At 61.5% G+C, this 25,141-nt stretch carries 25 protein-coding genes; 23 read left to right on the top strand and 2 right to left on the bottom strand.

All coding sequences use genetic code 11. The features are described 5' to 3' along the window. The first annotated feature begins 300 nt into the window (after positions 1 to 300). The 16 genes from leuC (at position 301) to VPH41_RS05825 (ending at position 18,295) form a co-directional block, all read left to right on the top strand. Entirely contained in the window at positions 301 to 1,704 is a 1,404-nt protein-coding gene (gene leuC / locus VPH41_RS05750; protein WP_328569257.1) for a 3-isopropylmalate dehydratase large subunit, read from the top strand. 69 nt (positions 1,705 to 1,773) lie between these two features. Next, complete coding sequence (locus VPH41_RS05755) at positions 1,774 to 1,896, top strand: lipoprotein (RefSeq protein ID WP_010400408.1); 123 nt, start codon at positions 1,774 to 1,776, stop codon at positions 1,894 to 1,896. A gap of 51 nt (positions 1,897 to 1,947) precedes the next feature. Continuing rightward, a complete protein-coding gene (gene leuD / locus VPH41_RS05760) occupies positions 1,948 to 2,595 on the top strand; it encodes a 3-isopropylmalate dehydratase small subunit (protein WP_152256915.1) in 648 nt (215 codons plus the stop codon). 12 nt (positions 2,596 to 2,607) lie between these two features. Beyond that, complete coding sequence (gene leuB, locus VPH41_RS05765; protein ID WP_328569258.1) at positions 2,608 to 3,678, top strand: 3-isopropylmalate dehydrogenase; 1,071 nt, start codon at positions 2,608 to 2,610, stop codon at positions 3,676 to 3,678. A 45-nt stretch (positions 3,679 to 3,723) separates the two neighbouring features. Beyond that, positions 3,724 to 4,851, top strand: a complete 1,128-nt coding sequence (gene asd, locus VPH41_RS05770; RefSeq protein ID WP_328569259.1) for an aspartate-semialdehyde dehydrogenase — start codon at positions 3,724 to 3,726, stop codon at positions 4,849 to 4,851. A gap of 250 nt (positions 4,852 to 5,101) precedes the next feature. Continuing rightward, positions 5,102 to 7,588 carry a FimV/HubP family polar landmark protein gene (locus VPH41_RS05775; RefSeq protein ID WP_442906219.1) on the top strand — a complete coding sequence of 829 codons (2,487 nt, stop codon included), beginning with the start codon at positions 5,102 to 5,104 and terminating at the stop codon, positions 7,586 to 7,588. 73 nt (positions 7,589 to 7,661) lie between these two features. Then, complete coding sequence (gene truA, locus VPH41_RS05780) at positions 7,662 to 8,465, top strand: tRNA pseudouridine(38-40) synthase TruA (protein ID WP_328569261.1); 804 nt, start codon at positions 7,662 to 7,664, stop codon at positions 8,463 to 8,465. Positions 8,466 to 8,493: 28 nt separating this feature from the next. After that, positions 8,494 to 9,177 (top strand): phosphoribosylanthranilate isomerase, encoded by a 684-nt coding sequence (locus VPH41_RS05785; RefSeq protein WP_328569262.1) that lies wholly within the window; start codon positions 8,494 to 8,496, stop codon positions 9,175 to 9,177. Next, complete coding sequence (gene trpB, locus VPH41_RS05790; protein ID WP_152281211.1) at positions 9,170 to 10,420, top strand: tryptophan synthase subunit beta; 1,251 nt, start codon at positions 9,170 to 9,172, stop codon at positions 10,418 to 10,420. Before VPH41_RS05785 ends, trpB begins: the two co-directional genes overlap by 8 nt. 133 nt (positions 10,421 to 10,553) lie before the next feature. Further along, positions 10,554 to 11,351, top strand: a complete 798-nt coding sequence (trpA, locus tag VPH41_RS05795) for a tryptophan synthase subunit alpha (RefSeq protein ID WP_328569263.1) — start codon at positions 10,554 to 10,556, stop codon at positions 11,349 to 11,351. Positions 11,352 to 11,549: 198 nt separating this feature from the next. Then, positions 11,550 to 12,422, top strand: a complete 873-nt coding sequence (gene accD / locus VPH41_RS05800) for an acetyl-CoA carboxylase, carboxyltransferase subunit beta (RefSeq protein WP_010400390.1) — start codon at positions 11,550 to 11,552, stop codon at positions 12,420 to 12,422. Positions 12,423 to 12,557: 135 nt separating this feature from the next. Further along, positions 12,558 to 13,856 (top strand): bifunctional tetrahydrofolate synthase/dihydrofolate synthase, encoded by a 1,299-nt coding sequence (gene folC / locus VPH41_RS05805; RefSeq protein ID WP_328569264.1) that lies wholly within the window; start codon positions 12,558 to 12,560, stop codon positions 13,854 to 13,856. 24 nt (positions 13,857 to 13,880) lie between these two features. After that, complete coding sequence (locus VPH41_RS05810; RefSeq protein ID WP_328569265.1) at positions 13,881 to 14,873, top strand: SPOR domain-containing protein; 993 nt, start codon at positions 13,881 to 13,883, stop codon at positions 14,871 to 14,873. A gap of 20 nt (positions 14,874 to 14,893) precedes the next feature. Continuing rightward, entirely contained in the window at positions 14,894 to 15,382 is a 489-nt protein-coding gene (locus tag VPH41_RS05815) for a CvpA family protein (RefSeq protein WP_092795381.1), read from the top strand. Positions 15,383 to 15,421: 39 nt separating this feature from the next. Next, complete coding sequence (purF, locus tag VPH41_RS05820; protein ID WP_152256904.1) at positions 15,422 to 16,945, top strand: amidophosphoribosyltransferase; 1,524 nt, start codon at positions 15,422 to 15,424, stop codon at positions 16,943 to 16,945. Between the two features lie 108 nt (positions 16,946 to 17,053). Next, on the top strand, positions 17,054 to 18,295 hold the full coding sequence (locus VPH41_RS05825) for a cystathionine gamma-synthase family protein (RefSeq protein ID WP_328569266.1): 1,242 nt from the start codon (positions 17,054 to 17,056) through the stop codon (positions 18,293 to 18,295). A 70-nt stretch (positions 18,296 to 18,365) separates the two neighbouring features. Here VPH41_RS05825 and lexA read toward each other — a convergent pair whose 3' ends face one another. Next, positions 18,366 to 19,001, bottom strand: a complete 636-nt coding sequence (lexA, locus tag VPH41_RS05830; protein ID WP_034783454.1) for a transcriptional repressor LexA — start codon at positions 18,999 to 19,001, stop codon at positions 18,366 to 18,368. Positions 19,002 to 19,276: 275 nt separating this feature from the next. On the opposite strand from lexA, the gene rpsF reads away from it, so the two are divergent. The 7 genes from rpsF to VPH41_RS05865 all read left to right on the top strand — a co-directional run bounded on the left by rpsF (position 19,277) and on the right by VPH41_RS05865 (position 24,087). Beyond that, on the top strand, positions 19,277 to 19,663 hold the full coding sequence (gene rpsF, locus VPH41_RS05835; protein WP_010400028.1) for a 30S ribosomal protein S6: 387 nt from the start codon (positions 19,277 to 19,279) through the stop codon (positions 19,661 to 19,663). A 20-nt stretch (positions 19,664 to 19,683) separates the two neighbouring features. Then, a complete protein-coding gene (gene priB, locus VPH41_RS05840; protein ID WP_086144118.1) occupies positions 19,684 to 19,983 on the top strand; it encodes a primosomal replication protein N in 300 nt (99 codons plus the stop codon). A 25-nt stretch (positions 19,984 to 20,008) separates the two neighbouring features. After that, positions 20,009 to 20,299, top strand: a complete 291-nt coding sequence (gene rpsR, locus VPH41_RS05845) for a 30S ribosomal protein S18 (RefSeq protein WP_010400024.1) — start codon at positions 20,009 to 20,011, stop codon at positions 20,297 to 20,299. Positions 20,300 to 20,326: 27 nt separating this feature from the next. Continuing rightward, complete coding sequence (gene rplI, locus VPH41_RS05850) at positions 20,327 to 20,782, top strand: 50S ribosomal protein L9 (RefSeq protein WP_034783456.1); 456 nt, start codon at positions 20,327 to 20,329, stop codon at positions 20,780 to 20,782. Positions 20,783 to 20,927: 145 nt separating this feature from the next. After that, positions 20,928 to 22,313, top strand: coding sequence for a replicative DNA helicase (locus VPH41_RS05855; protein WP_034750488.1), 1,386 nt, complete (start codon positions 20,928 to 20,930; stop codon positions 22,311 to 22,313). 94 nt (positions 22,314 to 22,407) lie between these two features. Further along, complete coding sequence (locus VPH41_RS05860) at positions 22,408 to 23,034, top strand: DUF47 domain-containing protein (protein ID WP_010400015.1); 627 nt, start codon at positions 22,408 to 22,410, stop codon at positions 23,032 to 23,034. 42 nt (positions 23,035 to 23,076) lie between these two features. Beyond that, entirely contained in the window at positions 23,077 to 24,087 is a 1,011-nt protein-coding gene (locus VPH41_RS05865; RefSeq protein ID WP_034783457.1) for an inorganic phosphate transporter, read from the top strand. Positions 24,088 to 24,132: 45 nt separating this feature from the next. On the opposite strand, the gene VPH41_RS05870 is transcribed toward VPH41_RS05865, so the two are convergent. Next, positions 24,133 to 25,029: an MBL fold metallo-hydrolase gene (locus tag VPH41_RS05870; RefSeq protein WP_328569267.1), complete on the bottom strand. Its 897-nt coding sequence runs from the start codon at positions 25,027 to 25,029 to the stop codon at positions 24,133 to 24,135. Between the last annotated feature and the right edge of the window lie 112 nt (positions 25,030 to 25,141).

Here is a 25,141-nt window from a genome sequence, read left to right on the forward strand (position 1 = left end):
CGCCGCTGATTATTGTCGAAACACAATACACGAAAGATTGGGAAAAAAGTATCGGTTTCTGCCCTCGCCGTCAGTCCTTCGGCAGGCTGCGCGCAGATGGGCTTGTAATGTCGCCGGGGAGGCGATATCGGCAATTTCCAGCTCATATCTAACAAGGTTGCCAAACTTTGTATCGCCAATCCCACGCTTTTACCTGTTTCGGTTCTGTATTCCCCGATATATGGCATAATCCTTGTGGATCACCGTATGACTTGGTATCACTTGATCACTTAAACAGGCTGTGGCAACGCTGCATATATCATGATGAAGACGCTTTACGACAAACTTTGGGAATCCCACGTTGTGCGGGCCGAAGATGATGGCACGACAATTCTGTACATCGACCGGCACTTGCTGCACGAAGTCACCAGCCCGCAAGCCTTCGACGGGCTAAGCGTGGCCGGCCGCCAGCCATGGCGCATTTCCGCCAACCTGGCCGTGGCCGACCATAACGTGCCCACCACCAGCCGGGTCGACGGCATTGCCGACCCTGTCTCGCGCCTGCAGGTGGAAACCCTGGACAAGAATGCCAGGAACTATGGCTTGACGTACTTCAACATGAACGACAAGCGCCAGGGTATCGTGCATGTGATCGGCCCCGAACAGGGCGCGACCCTGCCCGGCATGACGGTGGTCTGCGGCGATTCGCACACGTCCACGCACGGCGCGTTCGGCGCGCTGGCGCACGGCATCGGCACGTCCGAAGTCGAGCACGTGCTGGCCACGCAGACCCTGCTGCAAAAGAAATCCAAATCCATGCTGGTGCAGGTCGATGGCGTCTTGCCGGCCGGCGTGACGGCCAAGGATATCGTGCTGGCCATCATCGGCAAGATCGGCACGGCCGGCGGCACCGGTTACTGTATCGAGTTCGGCGGCTCGGCCATCCGCGCCCTGTCGATGGAAGGCCGCATGACGGTGTGCAACATGGCCATCGAGGCGGGCGCGCGCGCCGGCATCATCGGCGTGGACGACACCACGATCAACTACGTCAAGGGCCGCCCGTTTTCACCGGCCGGTCCGCACTGGGAACGCGCCGTGGCCTACTGGCGCACCCTGCATTCGGACCCGGGCGCCCGTTTCGACCTGGTCGTCACCCTGAACGCGCAAGACATCGTGCCGCAAGTGACCTGGGGCACCTCGCCCGAAATGGTGATCGGCGTCGATGGCCGCGTGCCCGATCCCGACCAGGAAAAAGACAGCGTCAAGCGCGATGCGATGGAAAAGGCGCTCGTCTACATGGCATTGAAACCGAACACGGCCATCGAAGACATCCGCATCGACAAGGTCTTCATCGGTTCCTGCACCAATTCGCGCATCGAGGACTTGCGCGCGGCCGCCGCCGTGGTGCGCGGCAAGTACCGCGCTTCCAACGTCACCCTGGCGCTGGTGGTGCCCGGCTCCGGCCTGGTGAAGGACCAGGCGGAACGCGAGGGACTGGACCGCATCTTCAAGGATGCCGGTTTCGAATGGCGCGAGCCGGGCTGCTCCATGTGCCTGGCCATGAATGCGGACCGCCTGGAACCGGGCGAACGCTGCGCGTCCACGTCGAACCGCAACTTCGAAGGCCGGCAAGGGCAGGGCGGCCGTACCCACCTGGTGTCGCCCGCGATGGCGGCGGCGGCGGGCATCGCCGGCCACTTTGTCGACGTGCGGGGATTGCGATGACGGCAGGGACTGGCGCCGCTGGTTTACACTAGCAGCTTCAGTCCCTTATTTGATTATCGAGAACTCAACATGAAAAAACTCTTCGCCCTCCTCATCGCCACCGTCATCTTGTCTGGCTGCAACACCGTCTCCGGCATCGGCCGCGATGTGCAGAAAGTCGGCCAGGTTGTCACTGGCGCCGGCGGAAAATAAACCGCGACGTGCCGGCGCCTGGCGCCGCGCGTCCTACCGAGTAGAAACAGCATGGATAAATTTACGATTTACGAAGGCCTGGTGGCCCCGCTGGACCGCGCCAACGTCGACACCGACGCGATTATCCCGAAGCAATTCCTGAAATCGATCCACCGCAGCGGCTTCGGCCCGAACCTGTTCGACGAATGGCGCTATCTGGACCATGGCGAACCGGGCCAGGACAACAGCCGCCGCCCGCTGAATCCCGATTTCGTGCTCAACGAACCCCGCTACCAGGGCGCTTCGATCTTGCTCACGCGTAAGAATTTCGGCTGCGGCTCCTCGCGCGAACACGCGCCGTGGGCGCTCGATCAATATGGCTTCCGCGCCATCATCGCGCCATCGTTTGCCGATATTTTCTTCAATAACTGCTACAAGAACGGCTTGCTGCCCATCGTGCTGTCGGAAAGCCAGGTCGACCACCTGATCAATGAAGTCAAGGCTTTCCCCGGCTACAAGCTGGTGGTGGACCTGGAACAGCAGTGCGTGCGCACCAGCAACGGTTCCGTGTCGTATGCGTTCGAGATCGATGCCTTCCGCAAGTATTGCCTGATGAATGGGCTTGACGATATCGGCCTGACCCTGCGCCACGCGGACGATATCCGCGCCTTCGAAGAGCGTCATTTGAACAATCAGCCTTGGCTGGCCAACGTCATCTAATCGATAAAAAATATGAAAATTGCAATCTTACCCGGCGACGGCATTGGTCCTGAAATCGTCGCGCAAGCCGTCAAGGTCTTGAATGTGCTGGGCGAATCGTTCGAGCTGGAAACGGCGCCCGTGGGCGGCGCCGGCTATGCGGCCCATGGCCACCCCTTGCCGGAAGGTACCCTGGCGCTGGCCAAGGCGGCCGATGCCGTGCTGTTCGGCGCCGTGGGCGACTACCAGTACGACAACCTGGAGCGCCAGTTCCGTCCCGAGCAGGCGATTTTGGGCCTGCGCAAGAACCTGGGCCTGTTTGCCAACCTGCGTCCGGCCATCCTGTATCCGGAACTGGCGGGCGCCTCGACCCTGAAGCCGGAAGTGGTGTCCGGCCTCGATATCCTGATCATCCGCGAATTGACGGGCGACATCTATTTCGGCCAGCCCCGCGGCGTGCGCGAGTGCCCGGACGGCCCGTTCAAGGGCCAGCGCGAAGGTTACGACACCATGCGCTATGCGGAAGGCGAAATCCGCCGCATCGCCCACGTGGCGTTCCAGGCCGCGCAAAAGCGCGACAAGCGCTTGACCAGCGTGGACAAGGCAAACGTGCTGGAAACCTTCCAGTTCTGGAAAGACATCGTCATCGACGTGCACAAGGAATACCCGGATGTGGCGCTCGATCATATGTATGTCGATAACGCGGCCATGCAGCTGGTGCGGGCGCCGAAGAAATTCGACGTCATGGTGACCGGCAACATGTTCGGCGACATCTTGTCGGACGCGGCCGCCATGCTGACGGGCTCGATCGGCATGTTGCCGTCCGCTTCGCTGGATGCCAACAACAAGGGCCTGTACGAGCCGTCGCACGGTTCGGCGCCCGATATCGCGGGCAAGGGCATCGCCAATCCGCTGGCGACGATCCTGTCGGCGGCCATGATGCTGCGCTATTCGCTGAACCGCGAAGAGCAGGCAAACCGCATCGAGGGCGCCGTGAAGCAGGTGCTGGCACAGGGCTTGCGCACGGCCGATATCCACGAAGCGGGCACGACTTTGGTCGGCACCGAGGCGATGGGTGATGCAGTTGTAAAAGCGCTGGGATAAAATAGTCTAATGACGGCAGTCGCCGTCTCATCTTGAGGAATGGTAATGAAATTAGTTGGCTTGGTAGGTTGGCGCGGTATGGTCGGTTCGGTCCTGATGCAGCGCATGCAGGAAGAGGGCGATTTCGCCCACATCGAACCGGTGTTTTTCACGACGTCGAACACGGGCGGCGCGGCGCCGGCCATGGCGAAGAATGAAACCATCCTCAAGGATGCCAACAACATCGCCGAACTGTCCAAGTGCGACATCATCATTTCCTGCCAGGGCGGCGATTACACGAGCGCCGTCTTCCCGCAGCTGCGCGCAGCGGGCTGGAATGGCTACTGGATCGATGCGGCCTCGACCTTGCGCATGGAAAAAGATGCCGTCATCGTGCTCGACCCCGTCAACCTGCACGTCATCAAGGATGCGCTGGGCAAGGGCGTCAAGAACTACATCGGCGGCAATTGCACCGTGTCGTGCATGATGATGGGCCTGGGCGGCCTGTTCCAGCATGACCTGATCGACTGGATGACGTCGATGACGTACCAGGCGGCATCGGGCGGCGGCGCGCAGCACATGCGCGAACTGCTCACGCAATTCGGCACCATCAACGGTTCCGTCAAGGCGCTGCTGGACAACCCCGCTTCCGCCATCCTGGAAATCGACCGCCAGGTGCTGGCCACCCAGCACGGCTATTCCCCGGACGAGATCAAGCAATTCGGCGCGCCGCTGGCCGGCAACCTGATTCCGTGGATCGACAAGGACCTGGGCAACGGCCAGTCGAAGGAAGAGTGGAAGGCGGGCGCGGAAACGAACAAGATCCTGGGCCGCGGCATCGATTTCGGCACCAGGGAAATTCCCGTCGACGGCCTGTGCGTGCGCATCGGCGCCATGCGCTGCCATTCGCAAGCCTTGACCATCAAGCTGAAGAAAGACGTGCCGCTCGATGAAATCAACGACATCATCGCCAGCAACAACGAATGGGTGAAATTCGTGCCGAACACGCGCGAAGCGTCCGTGCGCGACCTGTCGCCGGCCGCCGTCACGGGCAGCCTGACGATTCCCGTCGGCCGCGTGCGCAAGATGAGCATGGGCGGCGAATACCTGTCCGCGTTCACCGTGGGCGACCAATTGCTGTGGGGCGCGGCCGAGCCGTTGCGCCGCATGCTGCGCATCCTGCTGGACGCATAATGGCAATAATTTGCTGATCCAGATCAAGCCGGGGCTGTTTTCCCGGCTTTTTTTTCGTCCTGAGCCCGTCAAGGCTCAACCATGCGGAGCTTGCATAGCTCTGGGCATGATGATATGTTGATACCTCTGGAAAAGTAACAGTTTTCCCATGTCAACTAAGATGCCGCCAACTATGCCTGTACACACTCGTCCCCGGGTCGCCTCCCTTGCCATTAAAACACTGAGCAGCGCTGTCGCCTGTGCGGTGTTATTGTCACCGGCGGTATCCGCAGCCGAGCTGGGCAAGATCACGGTGCTGTCCGCCGCCGGCCAGCCGCTGCGCGCCGAGGTCGAATTATCGGCCGTCAAGCCAGGCGAGGCGGCCAGCCTGCTGGCCAAGCTGGCGCCGCCGGATGCCTACCGCCAGGCCAACGTGGAATTCAATCCCGCCCTGAACGCGCTGACGTTTGCCGTGGAAAATCGCAACGGCAAGTCTTTCATCCGCATCAGCTCGGCGCAGCCCGTGGCCGAACCCATGGTGGACCTGCTGCTGGAACTGAGCAGCAAGAGCGGCCGCCAAGTGCGCGAGTATGCGTTCGTGCTCGACACGCCCGAAGCGCGCCAGACGCGCGGCGCGCAAGTCACGGCGCCAGTGGAGCCGGGCAAGGGCAAGCCCGCCGCCGCCGATGCCGCGCAGCCGAAAAAGGCGGCCGGCGAATACAAGGTCAAGCCGGGCGACACCCTGAGCCGCATCGCCAGCGAACTGAAGCCCTCGGGCGTGTCGCTCGACATGATGCTCGTCGCCCTGTACCGCGCCAATCCCGATGCCTTCAAGGGCGAGAACATGAACCGCATGCAGGCGGGGCGCATCCTGGCCGTACCGGGCACGGAGGTCATCCGCGCCACCGATGCGGCCGAAGCGAAGGGCGTGGTGACGGCGCACGCCGTCGATTTCGAAGCCTACCGCAACAAGCTGGCGGGGCAGGTATCGCAAAGCAAGCCGGCCAAGGCGGCGCAAGCGGCGCAAAGCACGGCGGGCAAGATCGGCGCGACCAAGGTGCAGGAAAAGCCGACGGCCGTGAGCGAGTCGCAAGACAAGCTGAAGCTGTCGAAGGCGGAACCGGCGGCCAAGTCGGCCGGCAAGAGCGCCGTTGCCAGCGAAGAAGACAAGATCGCCAAGGCCAAGCAGGTCGATGAAGCGGCCGCCCGCGTCAAGGAGCTGGAAAAGAACGTCAGCGACCTGGAAAAGCTGATGGCCGTGAAGAGCAAGGCCATGGCCGACAAGAGTGCGCCATCGCCCGCCAAGCCGGCCGAGGCGCCCGCCAGTGCCTCGGCCAGCGCTGCGGCTAGTGCATCGGCCAGCGCCATTGCCAGTGCCCCGGCCGAAGCCCAGCCGCCCGTGCCGAAAGCGAAACCTGTACCGCTGGTCAAGAAGCCATCGCCGCTGGAACCCACGTTTGCCGACAAGATCAGCGACCACCTGGGCGCCATCGGCATCGGCCTGGCCGCGCTGCTGGCCGCCGTGGCCGCGCTGGTGATCGCGCGCCGCCGCAAGGAGACGCCGCCCGCCCAGGACGATATCGCCCCCGTGTTCGAACCGGAAGCGCCCGTGACACCGCCGGCTGGCCTGGCGCCTGAAGACCAGCAGTCCGAAGCAAGTAACCACCTGTTCGGCACGGGCGCCGCCGCTGCCGGCGCGGCTGCCGCAGCGGGTGCCAGCTTGCTTGAAGGCAATGAAACCGACCCTGTCGCCGAAGCGGACGTGTATATCGCCTACGGCCGCGATGGCCAGGCGGAAGATATCCTCAAGGAAGCCTTGCGCATCCACCCCGAGCGCCATGCGGCCCGCCTGAAGTTGCTGGAAATCTATTCTGCCCGCAACGACGTGCGCGCGTTTGAAGACCAGGCCAGCGAGCTGTACAGCCTGACGCGCGGCCAGGGCGAAGAGTGGCCGCAGGCCGCTGCCCTGGGCCTGGCGCTCGATCCCACCAACCCGCTGTATGGCGATACGGAAGACGACGCCGTCGTCAGCCTGAGCAAGGGTGCCGGCGACGAGCTGCATGGCCAGAGCATGGACTTGCCCGACGACCTGGCTGCGCCGGCGCCGTCGTCCGAGCTGGCGCCTGCCGAGCCCGCGTCCTCCGTGGCGGCCCGCGATGCGCGCGATCCCCTCGATTTCGACCTCGACAGCCTCGATTTCGAGCCCGTCTCCACCAGCGACCCCATCGTCATGCCGGGGCCGGACAGCCAGCCGCAGTCGCCCGCGCACGATGCGCACTATGACGCCAGCATGGATTTCGGCCTGGACCTGGAGCCGCCAGCCGGTCCCGTGAACGGCGTGGGCGCGGGCTTGACGCCTTTGCCCGATCCGCTGAAGGATGTGGACCTGGCCCATTTCGACCTCGACGAACCGGTGGCCCCGGCGGCGGCACCCGTCGCGGCGGCCGAGCCTTCCGTCGACAGCCTGTTTGACGACGCGCAAACGCCAGCCACCTTGCCGGAAGTCATACCGCCCGCGCAAGAGTTCGACCTGTCCGGCATCGACCTGGACCTCAACGATGGCAAGGCGGCCAGCGTGGGCGTGGACGATCCGCTGTCGGCCATCCACATGGAAATGGATACCAAGCTGGACCTGGCGATCGCTTACCAGGAAATCGGCGACAAGGAAGGCGCGCGCGAGCTGATCGATGAAGTCATCAAGGGCGGCAGCGAAGAGCAGGTGAAGAAAGCCAATACCATGCGCGCACTGCTTAGTTAGCAATACCCGCCGGCGCGGCAGGCTGCTGCGCCGGTATAATGCTTCGATGCAAAATATTACGACAGCAACGCCATTGAAGCGTATCGTCCTCGGTCTGCAGTACGACGGCACGGCCTGGCATGGATACCAGAAACAGGAAGACGGGCAGACGGTGCAGGACCAGCTGGAAAACGCGCTGGAGCAGTTTGCCCGCGTGCGCCTGGCCACCACCTGCGCCGGCCGCACGGATACGGGCGTGCATGCGCTCGAACAAGTCGTGCATTTCGATACGGAGCTGAACCGCGACGTGCACTCATGGGTGCGCGGCGTCAATGCCTTCCTGCCGAAATCCATCGCCGTGCGCTGGGCCAGGGAACTTGAGGGCGATCCGACGGTCAATGATTTCTTCCACGCCCGTTTCAGCGCCCGCGCGCGCACCTATCATTATGTGTTGTACAACAACGCAACCCGTTCGCCGCTGATGGAAGGGCGTGCCGGCTTCTTTTTCCGTCCGCTGGACGTGGAACGGATGCAGCAAGCCGTGCAGCCGCTGCTGGGCTGGCACGATTTCACGGCCTTCCGCGCCGCGCAATGCCAGGCCAAGTCGCCCATCAAGCTCATGCACGACATCCAGATCGAGCGCCGTGGCGAACTGATCGTCTTTACCATCACGGCCAACGCCTTCCTGCACCACATGGTGCGCAATCTGGTCGGCTCGCTCGTGTATGTGGGCTCGGGCCGGGAACAGCCGGAATGGCTGGGACAGTTGTTGGAACGTAAGGATCGCCACGCGGCGGCGCCCACCTTCATGCCGGACGGGCTGTACTTGGCGAAGATCGATTACGATCCGAAGTGGGCCTTGCCGCAGGACAGTAGCAGCGCATTGCCCTGGTTTTGATCTGCATCAAATCAAGTAAAGGATTGCCATGCCACGCACACGTATCAAAATCTGCGGCCTGACCCGCGTCGACGATATCCAGGCCGTCGTGGCGGCGGGCGCCGATGCCATCGGCTTCGTGTTTTATCCGAAAAGTCCCCGCCATGTCACGCCGGAACAGGCCGCCAGCCTGATCGCGGCCATACCGCCGTACGTGACGACGGTGGGGTTGTTCGTCAACGCCACGGTGGACGAGGTGCGGGCTACGAGGGCTGTGGCGCCCCTGTCGCTGCTGCAATTTCATGGCGACGAGACGCCCGAACACAGCGCCGCGCTGGCCGCCGCCGTGAATACGCCGTTTACGCAGGTGTTCCGCGTCAAACCCGACACCCGCTTTGAAGATTTGCTAGAATACGAACAGCGCTATCGCGCCGCCAGTCCCTTGTTTGCCAGCCTCTTGCTGGATACCTATGTGGATGCGTATGGCGGTGCAGGAAAGGTATTTGATTGGTCCCTCATTCCAAAAGAACTCGCGCCTCGGGTCGTTTTAAGTGGTGGCTTGAGCGTACAAAACGCGACTGACGCAGTGGTGCGCGTGCGCCCTTACGCCGTCGACATCAGCAGTGGTGTCGAAGCGTCCAAGGGCATCAAGGACGCGTCCCGTGTCCGCGCGTTTATCGCCGCGGTGCAGGATGCCGATGCCATCATTGCCAGAGGAAACAACCATGAATGACCACACCACAGCGCCCGGCGCAGCCGCCGCATTGTTCCACGCTACCGATTATCCTTTTCCCGATGTACGGGGCCACTTCGGCCCGTATGGCGGCTCCTTCGTTGCCGAAACGCTCACGCACGCGCTGGCCGAACTGAAGGACGCCTATGCGCGCTACAGCGTTGACCCGGAGTTCCTGGAAGAATTCCGCTACGAGCTGAAACATTTCGTGGGACGCCCGTCGCCCATCTACCACGCCAAGCGCTGGTCCGAAATGGCGGGCGGCGCGCAAATCTATTTCAAGCGCGAAGACTTGAACCACACGGGCGCGCACAAGATCAATAACGTGATCGGCCAGGCCCTGCTGGCCAAGCGCATGGGCAAGCCGCGCATCATCGCCGAGACGGGCGCCGGCCAGCATGGTGTGGCCACGGCCACCATCTGCGCCCGCTTCGGCCTCGAATGCGTGGTCTACATGGGCAGCGAAGACGTCAAGCGCCAGGCGCAGAACGTGTACCGCATGAAATTGCTGGGCGCCACCGTCGTGCCCGTCGAATCCGGCTCCAAGACCTTGAAGGATGCGCTGAACGAAGCCATGCGCGACTGGGTCACGAATATCGAAAACACCTTTTACATCATCGGCACCGTGGCCGGTCCCCATCCCTACCCGATGATGGTGCGCGACTTCCAGTCCGTGATCGGCGAGGAATGCCTGGTGCAGATGCCGGAAATGACGGGCCGCCAGCCCGACTACGTGCTGGCCTGCATCGGTGGCGGCTCGAACGCCATGGGCATCTTTTACCCGTATATCGACCAGAACGATGTCAAGCTGATCGGCGTGGAAGCGGCCGGCGAAGGGCTGGAGACGGGCAAGCACTCGGCTTCGCTGACGGCCGGTTTTCCGGGCGTGCTGCATGGCAACCGCACCTATCTGCTGCAGGATGAGAACGGCCAGATCATCGAGACGCATTCCGTCTCGGCCGGCCTCGACTACCCGGGCGTGGGGCCGGAACATGCGTGGCTGAAGGATTCCGGCCGCGCCCAATACGTGTCGATCACGGATGAGGAAGCGCTGCAGGCGTTCCACGATTGCTGCCATATCGAAGGCATCATCCCGGCCCTGGAATCGTCGCACGCGCTGGCTTACGCGGCCAAGCTGGCGGCCACCTTGCCGAAAGATAAAATTGTACTGGCCAACCTGTCGGGCCGTGGCGACAAGGACATGCATACCGTGGCGGAACGCATGGGACTCAATTTCAACTAACAGCGTGTCAACGGGGTCAGACCCGCCGGGGGAGTGCGCGCCAGTGGTGCGCATTCCGATCCCGCAGGGACTGACCCCAGCCTTTGCTTTGGGTTGAAATCATTCCATCTATCCATCATTAAGAAAGCTTATCATGTCCCGTATCTCCGCCACCTTTGCCAACTTAAAAGCCAATAACAAGACCGCCCTGGTCACCTTCATTACCGCCGGCGACCCCGGCCCCGACGCCACCGTGCCCCTGATGCATGCGCTCGTCGAGGGCGGCGCCGACGTGCTGGAACTGGGCGTGCCGTTTTCCGACCCCATGGCCGAAGGCCCCGTCATCCAGCGCGCCTGCGAGCGGGCCCTGAAATTCAACGTCGGCATCCATGACGTGTTCGGCTATGTGCGCCAGTTCCGCGAAACGAACCAGACGACGCCCGTGGTGCTGATGGGCTATGCCAATCCCATCGAGCGCATCGGCAGCGCCGCATTTATAGCTGCAGCGCAGGCGGCCGGCGCCGATGGCGCCATCGTCGTCGATTATCCGCCGGAAGAGTGCGAGGAATTCGCCGCCGCCATGCGCACAGCGGGCCTGGACCTGATCTTCCTGCTGGCGCCCACCTCGACCGAAGAGCGCATCGCGCAAGTGGCCAAGGTTGGCGGCGGCTTCAGCTATTATGTGTCGCTCAAGGGCGTCACGGGCGCGGGCAACATTGATACGGAACAGGTGGCGGAACGCCTTGCAGCCATCCGCCAGCATGTAAAATTACCTATCGGCGTGGGCTTCGGCATCCGCGATGGCGCCACGGCCAAGGCCGTTGCCAAGGTGGCCGATGCCGTCGTGATCGGCAGCCGTATCATCCAGGAAATAGAAAATGCCCCGGCAGGGGGCGCCGTGGACGCCGTGCGCAGCTTTACGGCGGGCATCCGCGCCGCACTGGACGCCTGAGCAAGCTTGCCGTTTACGCAAGATTCGTTGGCGGCAAAGTTCGACAGCCCGGCGATAAACGGCTACACTTCGGCCACTGATTTGCCTGTTATTGTGCAATAGATAAAATTTTTGGTGGCGCCCTACGGGGGTGTCGCCGTTGACCGTCTGCCGGGGGCGTCCACCGACGCTACCCCTACAAGGGCCCAAGGAGAAAATATGAGTTGGTTGGAAAAACTGCTGCCACCGCGCATACAGCGTTCAGATGCTGCCGCGCGCAAGACCATGCCGGAAGGCCTGTGGGTCAAGTGCCCGTCGTGCGAAGCCGTGCTGTACCGTACGGACCTGGAATCGAACCTGCACGTGTGCCCGAAATGCGACCACCACATGCGCATCCGCGCCCGTGAACGCCTCGACAGCCTGCTCGACGCGGGCGGCCGCTATGAAATCGGCCAGGAAATCCTGCCCGTCGATACCCTGAAGTTTAAAGATAGCAAGAAATACCCGGACCGCCTGAAGTCCGCCATGGAAGCGACGGGCGAGACGGATGCGATGGTCGTCATGGGCGGCGCCATCATGAGCTTGCCAGTGGTCGTGGCGTGCTTCGAATTCGAATTCATGGGCGGCTCCATGGGCTCCGTCGTGGGCGAGCGCTTCGTGCGCGGCGCGCAGATCGCGCTGGAACAGAAGGTGCCGTTCATTTGCATCACGGCTACCGGTGGCGCGCGCATGCAGGAAGGCTTGCTGTCGCTGATGCAGATGGCCAAGACCACGGCCATGCTGACCAAGCTGTCGGAAAAGAAATTGCCATTCATCAGCGTGCTGACCGACCCGACCATGGGCGGCGTGTCTGCCTCGTTCGCCTTCATGGGCGACGTGGTCATTGCCGAACCGAAAGCGCTGATCGGCTTTGCCGGCCCCCGCGTGATTGAAAACACCGTGCGCGAAAAGCTGCCGGAAGGCTTCCAGCGCGCCGAGTTCCTCGTCACCAAGGGCGCCGTCGACATGATCGTCGACCGCCGCAAGATGCGCGAAGAAATCGCCCGCCTGCTGGCCTTGTTGCAGAACCAGGCTGTTGAAGTGTTGGCGTAACTGCATTGAATGGAATAATGTCCATTTGCCCGAACCCATGAACTGCTGGGGTCGGACCCTGAGGGTCCGACCCCAGATGTTGTTTAGGGTTATCTGTTTTTCTGCCTCGCGCATCCTTACATCAAGAAGTTTCCCATGCAAAACCTCCCCACCACATTGCCGGACTGGCTCGCCATGCTGGAAACCCGCCATTCGGAAACCCAGATCAATATGGGCCTGGACCGCGTGCAAGCCGTCAAGGCGCGCATGCAGCTGGCGTTTACCTGCCCCGTGATCATGGTGGCGGGCACGAATGGCAAGGGTTCCACCTGCGCCATGCTGGAATCCGTGCTGTTGCGTGCCGGCTACAAAGTGGGGCTGTACATCAAGCCGCACTTTCTCGATTTTAACGAGCGTGCCCGCGTGCTGGGCGAGATGGCCAGCGACGAGCAGATCGTCGCCAGCTTCCATGCCGTCGAAGCCGTGCGGGGCGATACGCCGCTCACGTATTTCGAATTCACCACCCTGGCCATCCTGCACCTGCTGTCGCAGGCCAATCTCGACGTGGCCATCCTGGAAGTGGGCCTGGGCGGGCGCCTCGACGCCGTCAACGTGATCGATGCCGACGTGGCCATCGTCACCAGCGTCGATATCGACCACACGGATTACCTGGGCGACACGCGCGAAGCGATCGGCTTTGAAAAGGCGGGCATCTTCCGCCCGGGCAAGGCCGCCATCTGCAGCGACCCCGTGCCGCCCCAGTCGCTGATCGACCATGCCGAGGCCATCGGCGCCGACCTGTGGCTGATGGGCCGCGATTTCAATTATTCCGGCGACAAGCAGCAGTGGAACTACGGCGGGCGCGAGCAGCGCCGCAATTCGCTGGCCTACCCGAGCTTGCGTGGCGCCAACCAGATCCTCAATGCGACGGCCGTGCTGGCCGCGCTGGAAGTGCTGAAGCTGAAGCTGCCCGTGGGCGCGCAGGAAGTGCGCACGGGCCTCGTGACGGTGGAGCTGCCGGGCCGCTTCCAGGTCTTGCCTGGCCGCCCCAGCGTGATCCTCGACGTGGCGCACAACCCCCATGCGGCGTCGGCGCTGAACCAGAACCTGGGCAATATGGGGTTCCACCCGTACACCTATGCCGTGTTCGGCTCCATGCTGGACAAGGATATCGATGGCGTACTGGCCGCGATGGGCGAACACGTCGACCACTGGTGCCTGACGGGCCTGCCTTCGCCGCGCGCGGCCACGGCTTCCGAGCTGGCCGCCAAGGTGCAGATCATGCTGGAAGATAAGCCCGACAGCAGCGAACATACTGTGTCTATTTTCGATGATCCGGCACAAGCTTTTGCAAATGCAATGAGCCGGGCCGGTGAGAATGATAGAATTGTGGTCTTTGGTTCTTTCCTCACCGTTGCCGGCGTGATGAAGGCCCGAAAATCCTCACTTCACTGAAACGCACTCGACTGAAAATCACGCATGGGCTTGTTCTCGAAACTGTTTAAAAACAAGCAAGAATCCTCTGGCGAAGACAGCGGCTTTTATGTCCCTGGCGAAGCACAGTCGCCGACCCGCAAGCGCGCCGCCAATACCTCCGGTGGCGGCGGATCGCGCCGTGGCGGCAAGGAAGCGCCGGACCCGGTCTTGCCTGAAAAAAAGCGCGCACGCCGCCGCCTGGTCGGGGCCATCGCCCTGGCCCTGGGCGTCGCCGTCGGCTTGCCGATGCTGCTCGATTCCGAGCCGAAGGCGCCTTTCAACGATATCGCCATCGACATTCCCTCGAAAGACAAGGCCGCGGCGCCAGCGCCCGTGCCAGCCGTCCCGGCCCAGGCCGCGGCGAACAACGGCCTGGACCAGTCCGAGGAAATCGTCGACGCGCCACTGCCGCCGGCGGCCAAGCCCGCGCCGGCACCGGCGCCCGTGCTGGCAGCCGTCCAGCCAGCGCCAGTCAAGCCGGCGTATGTGGAACCGAAACCCGAGCCGAAACCGGAATCAAAACCCGAGCCCAAGCCTGTCAAGGTGGAGACCAAGCCTGAGCCGAAACACGAGCCCAAGCCGGAACCGAAGCACGAGGCCAAGGTGGAGCCGAAACCGGAACCCAAGCACGAGGTGAAACCGGAAGCCAAGCCTGAAGCGAAACCTGCCAAGCCGGCGCAATCGGCCGACGATGCGGCGCGCGCCATGGCAATTCTGGAAGGCAAGCCACTGGACAAGCCGCAAGAGAAAGCCCATGACGCCGGCAGCGGCAAGTTCGTGGTGCAGGTGGCGGCGCTGGCGACGCAGGACAAGGTCGACGAATTGCAGGACAAGCTGCGTGAAGCGGGCATCAAGTCCTACACGCAGAAGGTCTCCAGCCCGGCGGGCGAGCGCATCCGCGTGCGCGTGGGCCCGTTCGGCAGCCGCGAAGACGCCGAAAAGACCCGTGCCAAGCTGCAAAAGCTGGGCCTGGGCGGCAGTCTGGTACCGGCTTGATCTTGCAAGGCTGAGCGCGCGTGACGATCTTCGATTACCTGGTGCTGTTCGTGCTGGTGACGTCCGTGCTGATCAGCATGATGCGTGGCCTGGTCAAGGAAATACTGTCACTGGTCAGCTGGATCGTGGCTTTCGTCATTGCCAATGCCTATGGCGCCACGCTGGCGAAATTCCTGCCGGAAGCCGTGCCGGGCGAAGCCGTCCGATTGTTGCTGGCCTTCGTGGTGCTGTTCATCGGCGTGCGCATTTTGATGGGATTGCTGTCCATGACGGTCGACGCGCTGGTCAAGGTGACGGGCCTGAGCCTGGCCGACCGCACCCTGGGCAGCCTGTTCGGCGTGGCGCGGGGCCTTGTGATCGTGCTGACCGCCGTCATCTTGTGCGGCATGACTTCCATACCGCAGCAGCCGTTCTGGAAAAACGCGCTGCTCAGCCCGCTCGCGGAACAGGGCGCGCGCGCCATCAAGCCTTATCTGCCTGCCGCTTACGCGCAGCATGTGAAATTTTGAATTTTTTTTAAAATCAGTAGCACAGTTTAGGAGCACACCATGTGTGGCATCGTCGGCGTCGTTTCCCATCAACCTGTCAATCAATTGCTCTATGATGCATTGTTGCTCTTGCAACATCGCGGTCAGGATGCGGCAGGGATTGCGACCAATCACAGCAGTATGTTTTCCATGCACAAGGCCAATGGCCTCGTGCGTGACGTCTTCCGTACGCGTAACATGCGTTCGCTGCAAGGCACGACGGGTATCGGCCACTGCCGCTACCCGACGGCCGGTTCGTCGAGCGAAGAGGAAGCACAGCCGTTTTATGTGAATGCACCGTTCGGCATCACCCTGGCGCACAACGGCAACCTGACCAACTGGGAACAGTTGAAGCTGGAAATGTTCAAGAACGACCGCCGCCACATCAATACCGATTCCGACTCGGAAGTGCTGCTCAACGTGCTGGCGCATGAAATCCAGGAAGCGACGACGGGCCTGAACCTGGACCCGGAAGCTATCTTCAAGGCCGTTACCGTACTGAACCGCCGTGTCAAGGGCGGCTACGCTGCCGTGGCGCAAATCGCCGGCGTGGGCTTGCTGGCCTTCCGCGACCCGCACGGCATCCGTCCGCTGTGCCTGGGCATCAATGAAACGGAGCAAGGTCCTGAATACCTGATCGCCTCCGAATCCGTAGCCCTGGAAGGCATGGGCTTCCGCTTCGTGCGCGACATTGGTCCCGGCGAAGCCGTCTTCATCGACGCCGACAAGCAATTGCACAGCGCCCAGTGCGCCGACAATGCCAGCCTGAATCCCTGCGTGTTCGAATTCGTCTACCTGGCCCGTCCCGATTCCGTCATCGACGGCGCCTCCGTGTACGCCACGCGCCTGAAAATGGGCGAATACCTGGCCGAAAAGATCCGCGCCGAATTGCCTGGCGTGCATATCGACGTGGTCATGCCGATTCCCGATTCCTCGCGTCCGGCCGCCATCCAGCTGGCCATGGCGCTGAACATCGAGTACCGCGAAGGCTTCATCAAGAACCGCTACATCGGCCGTACCTTCATCATGCCGGGCCAGGCGGCGCGCAAGAAATCCGTGCGCCAGAAGCTCAACGCGATCCCGTCCGAATTCAAGGACAAGGTCGTGCTGCTGGTCGACGATTCCATCGTGCGCGGCACCACCAGCCGTGAAATCGTGCAGATGGCGCGTGAAGCGGGCGCGACGAAAGTCATCTTCGCTTCGGCTGCGCCACCGGTGATCTTCCCGAACGTGTATGGCATCGACATGCCGACGCGCGACGAACTGATCGCCTACGGCCGCACGACGGAAGAAGTGTGCCGCGAAATCACGGCCGACTACCTGGTGTACCAGGATATCGGCGCGCTCAAGCAGGCGATCGCCGACGTCAACCCGGCCCTGACCAACTTCGAGGCGTCGTGCTTCGACGGCGTGTATGTGACGGGCGACGTGTCGCAGGAGTACCTGGACCGCCTGGAATATGCGCGCCACCATCCGAAGGCGGCAGCGCCCGAAGATACGCCCCGTTCCCAGCTGAACCTGAACCTGGCAACGACAGAAGCATAAGTAACCTGCCCGGCCGATGCCGGGCATTTTTTCGGGGGCGCACTTTCCGGTGCGGCCCCAGCACTTGCCTTGGGTTAAGCGGCAAGGCGAGCATTTGGAACTTCCACCATGACCACCAATAAAACCTACGGCTTCACCACCACCATCTTGCATAACGACCGCCGCAAGGGCATCGAACATGGCTCGCTGCACAAGCCCGTGCACACTTCCGTTGCCTTCGGCTACGCCGATGCGCGCCAGCTCGCTTCCGTGTTCCAGGGCAAGGAGCCAGGCTTCCGCTATGGCCGCCAGGGCAATCCGACCGTGTCCGCGCTGGAAGACAAGGTCAACAAGATGGAAGACGGCGTGGCGACCCTGTGCTTCGCCACGGGCATGGGCGCCATCGGCGCCGTGGTGCAATCGTTGCTGCGCGCGGGCGACCATGTCGTGTCGTCGGCCTTTTTGTTTGGTAATACCAACAGCCTGTGGCAAACGGTGACGGGGCAGGGCATCGCCGTGTCGTTCGTCGACGCCACCGACGTGGCCCATGTGGCGGCCGCCATCACGCCGGCCACGCGCATCGTGTTTGTCGAAACCATCGCCAATCCCCGCACGCAGATCGCCGACCTGAAAAAAATCGGCGACTTGTGCCGCGAAAAGGGCATCCTGTACATCGTCGACAACACCATGACGACGCCATATCTGTTCCGCCCGAAAGCCGTGGGCGCGGGCCTAGTGGTGAACGCCTTGACGAAATCCATCGGCGGTCACGGCAATGCGCTGGGCGGCAGCTTGACGGATACGGGCGTGTTCGACTGGACGCAGTACCCGAACATCTTTGAAAACTATAAAAAGGCGGCGCCGGCGCAGTGGGGCATCGCGCAGATCCGCGCCAAGGCCTTGCGCGACTTCGGTGCCTCGCTGGGTCCGGAAGCGGCGCACCATATCGCCGTCGGCGCGGAAACCATGGCCTTGCGCATGGACCGCACCTGCTCGAACGCGCTGGCGCTGGCCACCATGCTGGCCGCGGACCCGCGCGTGGCAGCCGTGCACTATCCGGGCTTGCCGTCGCACCCGCAGCATGCGCTGGCGACGGAATTGTTCCGCAGCTACGGTTCCCTGTTCAGCTTTGAATTGAAGGATGGCATCGACTGCTTCGATTTCCTCAATCGCCTGCATTTGGCCATTCCAGCGAGTAACCTGGGCGACACGCGCACCCTGGTCATTCCCGTCGCCCACACGATTTTCTATGAGATGGGTGCCGAGCGGCGCGCCAGCATGGGGATTGCCGAGTCCTTGATCCGCGTTTCCGTGGGCATCGAAGATGAGGCCGATCTGCTCGACGACTTCAAAAACGCACTGGACCTTTAAACAGCCGCGCGCCATGTGAAAAGGGCCGCAACAGTCATGCTGTTGCGGCCCTTTCCGTGCCTGCAGCGATTTAATGCCAGCTACGCATGAGGCCGACAGCCAGCCCTTCCAGGGCAAACTCATCTTCCGGCGAGACGGTGATCACCTTGAAGTCGGGGTTTTCCGGCAGCAGTTCGATGACGGAACCCGTCTTCTTGTAGCGCTTGACGGTGACTTCGTCGCCGATGCGGGCGACGACGATCTGGCCATTCTTGGCGCTGTCGACCTTCTTGACGGCCAATAAGTCGCCATCCATGATGCCGGCGTCGCGCATGGACCAGCCTCGCACCTTGAGCAGGAAGTCGGGCTTGGCCGAGAACAGGGCCGGATCCACGTTGTAGCTCGCTTCCAGGTTTTCCTGCGCCAGGATGGGCGAACCGGCCGCCACCCGGCCGATCAGGGGCAGCGACATCAGCAGTGCTGCCGGCACTTTCGACGGCAGCGCTTCGGCGGCGGCGCCGATCAGGCGGATGCCGCGCGAGGTACCGGGCGAAATCTCGATGGCGCCCTTGCGGGCCAGGGCCTGCAAATGCTCTTCGGCCGCATTGGCCGACTTGAAACCCAGTTCATTGGCGATTTCGGCACGGGTGGGAGGAAACCCCGTATTTTCAATCGCGTCCTTGATCAGGTTCAGGATTTGTTCTTGTCGTGCTGTCAGCTTGATCATGAGCGGTGGGTGCATACTAAAATGCTGTCTATATGAACAGTCTGTATTTTTGTACAGTATCGCCCACTATGCAAGGGGATTTCCGTGTTTTGGGTGGATTTCGCAAGAAATAGTCATTCGCGGGGCAAAAACAGGGCGGTGCACGGGCTTTCCGGGCGCTTGTGGAAGGAATGATTGAAACGTTTGCAAAAGGCGGTTATAATCTTCGGCTGACCTTCCCACACCCGTCTTGACGCCGGGGTGGGCGATTATCAATCCGACCTGAAGGAGTTTGCATGCGTCATTATGAAATAGTCTTTATCGTCCATCCGGACCAAAGCGAGCAAGTGCCCGCGATGATCGAACGCTACAAAGCCAGCGTAACCACCCGCGGCGGTTCGGTTCACCGCGTGGAAGATTGGGGCCGCCGTCAAATGGCTTACTCGATCCAAAAGCTGCCTAAAGCACACTACATCTGCCTGAACATCGAATGCGACAACGAGACCCTGGTCGAGTTGGAAACAGCATTCAAATTCAATGATGCCGTGTTGCGTCACCTGACCGTTAAAATGAAGAAAGCTGAAACAGCTCCTTCGCCGATGATGAAATCGGTACAACGCGAAGACGCGGCCAAAAGCCACCGCACCGAAGCACCAGCAGCCGCTCCAGCCGCAGCCGCTTAATTTTTGACCAGGATCGTGCGCTGAACCAGCTACAAGTAACCGCCATCATTGCCGAGCGCGAAATATTGCGCTATACCCCGGCAGGGCTGCCGATTGTGAATGCAGTATTGCAGCACAGTTCGCAGCAGATGGAAGCAGGGATTGCCCGTTTGACCGAGTTTGATGTTGCCGCGCTAGCCGCTGGCGAAATCTCAGGCCGGTTCAGTCAGGCAAGCTTGGGCGGGGTGTATCAGTTCACGGGTTTCCTGGCCAGAAAGAGCCGCAACAGCAAGAGTTTGGTGTTTCACATCATTGATTTTAGTGCAGTCATTCCCGACTAGCGCATTTTAGATACAGGAGCCTGACATGGCATTCGGTAAAAAGTTCGACAAAAATAAGCTCAAGCTTAAAGAAAAACGCAAACAGCAAAACCCTTTGTTCAAACGTAAGAAGTTCTGCCGCTTCACGGCAGCTCACGTTGAGCAAGTCGACTACAAAGACGTCGACACGCTGAAAGACTTCGTCCAGGAAAACGGCAAGATCATGCCAGCACGCCTGACCGGTACCAAAGCGCACTACCAGCGCCAAGTCGACACCGCAATCAAGCGCGCTCGCTTCCTCGCGCTGCTGCCATACACCGATCTGCACCACGCTTAATCGGTCAGATATTCCTGGAGAAGAACTATGCAAATCATTCTGTTAGAAAAAGTTGTAAACGTCGGTAACCTCGGCGAAGTCGTCAAAGTCAAAGACGGTTACGCACGTAACTTCCTGATCCCGCAACGCCTGGCACGTCGTGCTACGGCAACCGCTGTGGCTGAATTCGAAGTCAAGCGCGCCGAACTGGAAAAAGCTGCAGCTGCCAAACTGGCCGCATCGCAAGCCCAAGGCGAAAAACTGAGCGGCCTGACCGTTCAAGTTGCTCAAAAAGCTGGCGTCGATGGCCGTCTGTTCGGTTCCGTCACCAACTTCGACATCGCTGAAGCGCTGACCAAGCAAGGTTTTGCTGTTGAAAAAGCACAAATCCGCATGCCTACCGGCCCGCTGAAGATCGTTGGCGAGCACAACGTTTCGGTTGCTCTGCACACCGACGTGGTTGTGGAAGTTGTTATCGCTGTCGTACCAGACGCGAACGCGTAATCGTCTGCGGGCCTGGCCCGCAAGCGCTACCGTACAGTAAAGCACTATGAAAAGCCGGGTTCGCCCGGCTTTTTTGTGGCCTTTTTTTCGCGCAATTTCAGCCCTTTATTTTTGCCAGTACGCCGAAGCAGGTATAATTCGCGCCATGAACGCCCCCTCTGATCCGCAACTGGATTCCCTCCGTATTCCGCCGCACTCGATCGAAGCAGAACAATCCGTTATCGGTGGTCTGCTGCGCGACAATGCAGCGTATGACCGCATCGCCGACTTCATGCATGCGGAGGATTTCTATCGCTATGACCATCGCATCATCTTCGAGCAAATCGTCAAGATGGTTAACGCTTCCAAGCCAGCCGATGTCATTACTGTTTTTGAAACCCTGACCCAGCTCGGCAAGGCCGATGATGTGGGTGGACTCGCTTACCTGAACGCCATGGCGCAAAACACGCCATCGGCCGCGAACATCCGGCGCTACGCCGAGATCGTGCGCGACCGCGGCGTGCTGCGCAAACTCATCACCGTCGCCGACGATATCTCGGGCACGGCCTTCAGCCCGCAAGGCAAGGAAGTCAAGCAGATGCTTGACGAGGCCGAGTCGAAGATCTTCGCCATCGCCGAAGAAGGCGCGCGCGGCGCCCAGGGCTGGACCGCCATCCAGCCCCTGCTGACGCAAGTGGTCGAGCGCATCGACGAACTGTACAGCCGCGACAACCAGAGTGAAATCACGGGCGTGCCCACCGGTTTCATCGACCTCGATCGCATGACCTCCGGTCTGCAGCCGGGCGACCTGGTGATCGTGGCGGGCCGTCCATCGATGGGCAAGACGGCGTTTTCCGTCAACATCGGCGAAAACGTGGCCATCGACAGCGGCTTGCCCGTGGCCGTGTTCTCGATGGAGATGGGCGGCGCCCAGCTGGCCATGCGTATGCTGGGCTCCGTCGGCCAGCTGGACCAGCATCGTCTGCGCACGGGCCGCCTGAACGACGAAGACTGGCCGCGCCTGACGAATGCGATCCAGAAGATGAACGACGCCCAGTTGTACATCGATGAAACGCCGGCGCTCAACTCGATCGAATTGCGCGCCCGCTCGCGCCGCCTGTCGCGTCAATGCGGCAAGCTGGGCCTGATCATCGTCGATTACTTGCAGCTGATGTCGGCCAATACGCCGGGCGACAACCGCGCCACGGAGATTTCCGAGATTTCACGGGGCTTGAAAGGCCTGGCGAAAGAACTCGGCTGTCCCGTGATCGCCCTGTCCCAGCTGAACCGCTCGCTGGAACAACGCCCGAACAAGCGTCCCGTCATGTCCGACTTGCGCGAATCGGGCGCTATCGAGCAGGATGCCGACGTGATCCTGTTCATTTACCGCGACGAGGTGTATAACCCCGACTCGCCGGACAAGGGGACGGCCGAAATCATCATCGGTAAACAACGTAACGGTCCAATCGGCAGCATCCGCCTCACCTTCATGGGGCAGTACACCAAATTTGGCAATTACAGTGGTGGCCTGGCGCTTTACCAAGGCGACTAAGACTCAGCAGCACTGGCAATTCCATCGGCCGCCCCCGACAACGGGGCGGCTTTCTGTAGTAAATAACACGACTCAATGCTTAACGGAGAATGACATGTTTGGACGCTTGATGCCCACTGAGGGCAAGTTTTTTGAATTGTTTAACCAGCACGCGGAACTGTGCGTCAAGGGCGCCAAAGAGATGCTCGGCCTGATGACCAATTTCGACGACCTGGAAAACCGCGTACATGCGATCGAAAGCATCGAGAAACAGGCGGACAAAGTCACCTACGCCACCGTGGAAATGCTGCACAAGACCTTCATCACGCCGATCGACCGCGATGACATCCACCAGCTGATCACGCGCCAGGACGACATTCTGGACTTGCTGGAAGATGCGGCGCAAACCGTTTCGCTGTATGACCTGAAAGCCGTCACGCCGGAAGCCAAGCGCCTGGCCGAACTGGTGCTGGCCTGTACCGAGAAAGTACGCGACGCCGTCGCCATGCTGCACAACATGGACAACTCGCGCAAGATCGTCGCCATCTGCGAAGAGATCGACCGCCTGGAATCGGACGCCGACCACGTGATGCGCGCCGCCATGTCCAAACTGTTCCGCGACGAACCGGACGTGCGCAACCTGATCAAGCTGAAAGCGATCTACGAAATTCTGGAAACCGTGACCGACCGTTGCGAAGATGTGTCCAATATTATCGAAGGCATCATCGTCGAAAACGCGTAAGCGTTGGGCCTGTCCTGAACCAGAATCAGAAAAGAAACTACAATGACCATACAAATCAGCATCTACGTGCTAGGCCTGTTGATCGTCCTCGCGCTGCTGTTTGACTTCATGAACGGCTTCCACGATGCCGCCAACGCGATCGCCACGGTGGTCTCGACGGGCGTATTGAAACCGCAGACCGCGGTTGCCATGGCTGCCACTTTCAACTTCGTCGCCATTTTCGTGTTCCACCAGCTGACCGTGGCCGCCACGGTGGGCAAGGGCACCATCGACCCGGCGGTGATCGACCAGTACGTGATCTTCGGCGCGCTGATGGGCGCCATCTTCTGGAATTTGTTTACCTGGTACTACGGGATTCCTTCGTCGTCCTCGCACGCCCTGATCGGCGGCCTGGTGGGCGCGGCCGTCGCCAAGTCCGGTACGGGCGCGCTGGTCGCGGCCGGCCTGTGGAAAACGGTGGCCTTCATCGTCATCGCACCGGTGCTGGGCTTTGTGTTCGGTTCGATCATGATGCTGCTCGTGTCCTGGATCTTCGTGCGTTCGACGCCGCGCAAGGTCGACAAGTGGTTCCGCCGCCTGCAGCTGGTATCGGCAGCCGCCTACAGCCTGGGCCACGGCGGCAACGATGCGCAAAAAACCATCGGCATCATCTGGATGCTGCTGATCGCTGCCGGCTACTCGAGCGCGGCCGATGCCATGCCGCCGATGTGGGTCATCATCTCGTGCTACACGGCCATCAGCTTCGGCACCCTGTTCGGTGGCTGGCGCATCGTCAAGACCATGGGCCAGAAGATCACCAAGCTGAAACCGGTCGGCGGCTTCTGCGCCGAAACGGGCGGCGCCATCACCCTGTTCGTCTCGACGGCGCTGGGCATTCCCGTCTCGACCACGCACACCATCACGGGCGCCATCGTCGGCGTCGGCTCGTCGCAAAAAATGTCGGCCGTGCGCTGGGGCGTGGCAGGCAATATCGTGTGGGCCTGGATCTTCACGATCCCCGCTTCCGCGTTTGTCGCCGCAGTGGCATGGTGGATTGGCCACCACATCATGTAATGGATAGTCAACGCCAGTAAAAAGGGAGCCTTGCGGCTCCCTTTTTTATGCGCGGGCCAGTTCCACCGTCAGCCCCTCGTAGGCGAGGAACACCTGCAGGCCGGCCAGGCGGTCCGCATAGCGGCTCATCACGTCGGCAAACACGGCTTCCAGCTGTTCGTCGCTGCGCGTCGGTTCGTGGTGGGTGCAGTACAGGCGCCGCGCGCCGCAGCGCAGGGCCAGGTCGAAGGCGGCGTCGAAGGTGCCGTGGCCCCAGCCCTGCTTGCCCGGGTATTCCTCGCGCGTGTACGAGCAATCCATGATCAGCGCTTCGACGCCGGCGATCAAGGCGTCGATGCCCGCCTGGCGCTGCGCATTGCGCGCGGCGCAGTCCGCGTGCTCGGCATGGCCGGGCGGATGCAGGTTGTAGAACGGTTCATGGTCGCCGCTGAAGAACAGCGAGGCGCCGCCGCAGTCGATGCGGTAGCCGAGGTTGACGACGGGGTGGTTCATCTCCGCGCCGCGCACGCGTGCGCCGCCCACCTCGACGGCTTCGCCGGGCGCCAGGGTGCGGTACTCGATGCTGGCCGCCATGGCCGCTTCGCTGACGGGAAAATAGCTGTTTTGCAGCTGCACCGCCATCACGTGCTCGATGCCGCGCCCGCTGATGGCGTCCAGGGCGCCGTGCAGGCGCATGCGGTTGCCCGCCACGAACAGGGGGCTGAACATGGGCAAGCCGTGGATGTGGTCCCAATGGCTGTGCGTGATGAAGACGTGCGCGTCGACGGGCTGGCCCGGCGGCAGTTGCTGCGCCAGCGAGAATATGCCGCTGCCCGCGTCGAGGATGATCAGGCTGTCGTCGTCGGTGCGTACTTCGATGCACGTGGTGTTGCCGCCGTAGCGCGCCGTGCGCGGGCCGGGGGAGGGGATGGAGCCGCGCACGCCCCTGAACGTGAATTTCATTCAGTACCTTGTTACAGTGTAATTATTGTTGATTCTATTCTAATTAATGAAATTGGCGGCAACATTTGTGTGTGTTGCGATACGGAAAGTTATTTCATTTTGTTGCAAGTAA

The organism is Janthinobacterium sp. P210006, assembly GCF_036231885.1.
GTDB classification, from domain to species: domain Bacteria; phylum Pseudomonadota; class Gammaproteobacteria; order Burkholderiales; family Burkholderiaceae_D; genus Janthinobacterium; species Janthinobacterium violaceinigrum.

What these genes read in the sequence shown, in the direction of transcription:
- rplI (WP_034783456.1), top strand. Translation starts at nt 20,327, where the DNA reads ATGCAAATCATTCTGTTAGAAAAAGTTGTAAACGTCGGTAACCTCGGC.
- VPH41_RS05865 (WP_034783457.1), top strand. Translation starts at nt 23,077, where the DNA reads ATGACCATACAAATCAGCATCTACGTGCTAGGCCTGTTGATCGTCCTC.
- accD (WP_010400390.1), top strand. Translation starts at nt 11,550, where the DNA reads ATGAGTTGGTTGGAAAAACTGCTGCCACCGCGCATACAGCGTTCAGAT.
- leuB (WP_328569258.1), top strand. Translation starts at nt 2,608, where the DNA reads ATGAAAATTGCAATCTTACCCGGCGACGGCATTGGTCCTGAAATCGTC.
- trpA (WP_328569263.1), top strand. Translation starts at nt 10,554, where the DNA reads ATGTCCCGTATCTCCGCCACCTTTGCCAACTTAAAAGCCAATAACAAG.
- VPH41_RS05755 (WP_010400408.1), top strand. Translation starts at nt 1,774, where the DNA reads ATGAAAAAACTCTTCGCCCTCCTCATCGCCACCGTCATCTTGTCTGGC.
- purF (WP_152256904.1), top strand. Translation starts at nt 15,422, where the DNA reads ATGTGTGGCATCGTCGGCGTCGTTTCCCATCAACCTGTCAATCAATTG.
- VPH41_RS05855 (WP_034750488.1), top strand. Translation starts at nt 20,928, where the DNA reads ATGAACGCCCCCTCTGATCCGCAACTGGATTCCCTCCGTATTCCGCCG.
- lexA (WP_034783454.1), bottom strand. Translation starts at nt 19,001, where the DNA reads ATGATCAAGCTGACAGCACGACAAGAACAAATCCTGAACCTGATCAAG.
- leuD (WP_152256915.1), top strand. Translation starts at nt 1,948, where the DNA reads ATGGATAAATTTACGATTTACGAAGGCCTGGTGGCCCCGCTGGACCGC.
- VPH41_RS05870 (WP_328569267.1), bottom strand. Translation starts at nt 25,029, where the DNA reads ATGAAATTCACGTTCAGGGGCGTGCGCGGCTCCATCCCCTCCCCCGGC.
- VPH41_RS05810 (WP_328569265.1), top strand. Translation starts at nt 13,881, where the DNA reads ATGGGCTTGTTCTCGAAACTGTTTAAAAACAAGCAAGAATCCTCTGGC.
- rpsF (WP_010400028.1), top strand. Translation starts at nt 19,277, where the DNA reads ATGCGTCATTATGAAATAGTCTTTATCGTCCATCCGGACCAAAGCGAG.
- trpB (WP_152281211.1), top strand. Translation starts at nt 9,170, where the DNA reads ATGAATGACCACACCACAGCGCCCGGCGCAGCCGCCGCATTGTTCCAC.
- leuC (WP_328569257.1), top strand. Translation starts at nt 301, where the DNA reads ATGATGAAGACGCTTTACGACAAACTTTGGGAATCCCACGTTGTGCGG.
- asd (WP_328569259.1), top strand. Translation starts at nt 3,724, where the DNA reads ATGAAATTAGTTGGCTTGGTAGGTTGGCGCGGTATGGTCGGTTCGGTC.
- VPH41_RS05825 (WP_328569266.1), top strand. Translation starts at nt 17,054, where the DNA reads ATGACCACCAATAAAACCTACGGCTTCACCACCACCATCTTGCATAAC.
- rpsR (WP_010400024.1), top strand. Translation starts at nt 20,009, where the DNA reads ATGGCATTCGGTAAAAAGTTCGACAAAAATAAGCTCAAGCTTAAAGAA.
- VPH41_RS05860 (WP_010400015.1), top strand. Translation starts at nt 22,408, where the DNA reads ATGTTTGGACGCTTGATGCCCACTGAGGGCAAGTTTTTTGAATTGTTT.
- folC (WP_328569264.1), top strand. Translation starts at nt 12,558, where the DNA reads ATGCAAAACCTCCCCACCACATTGCCGGACTGGCTCGCCATGCTGGAA.
- VPH41_RS05785 (WP_328569262.1), top strand. Translation starts at nt 8,494, where the DNA reads ATGCCACGCACACGTATCAAAATCTGCGGCCTGACCCGCGTCGACGAT.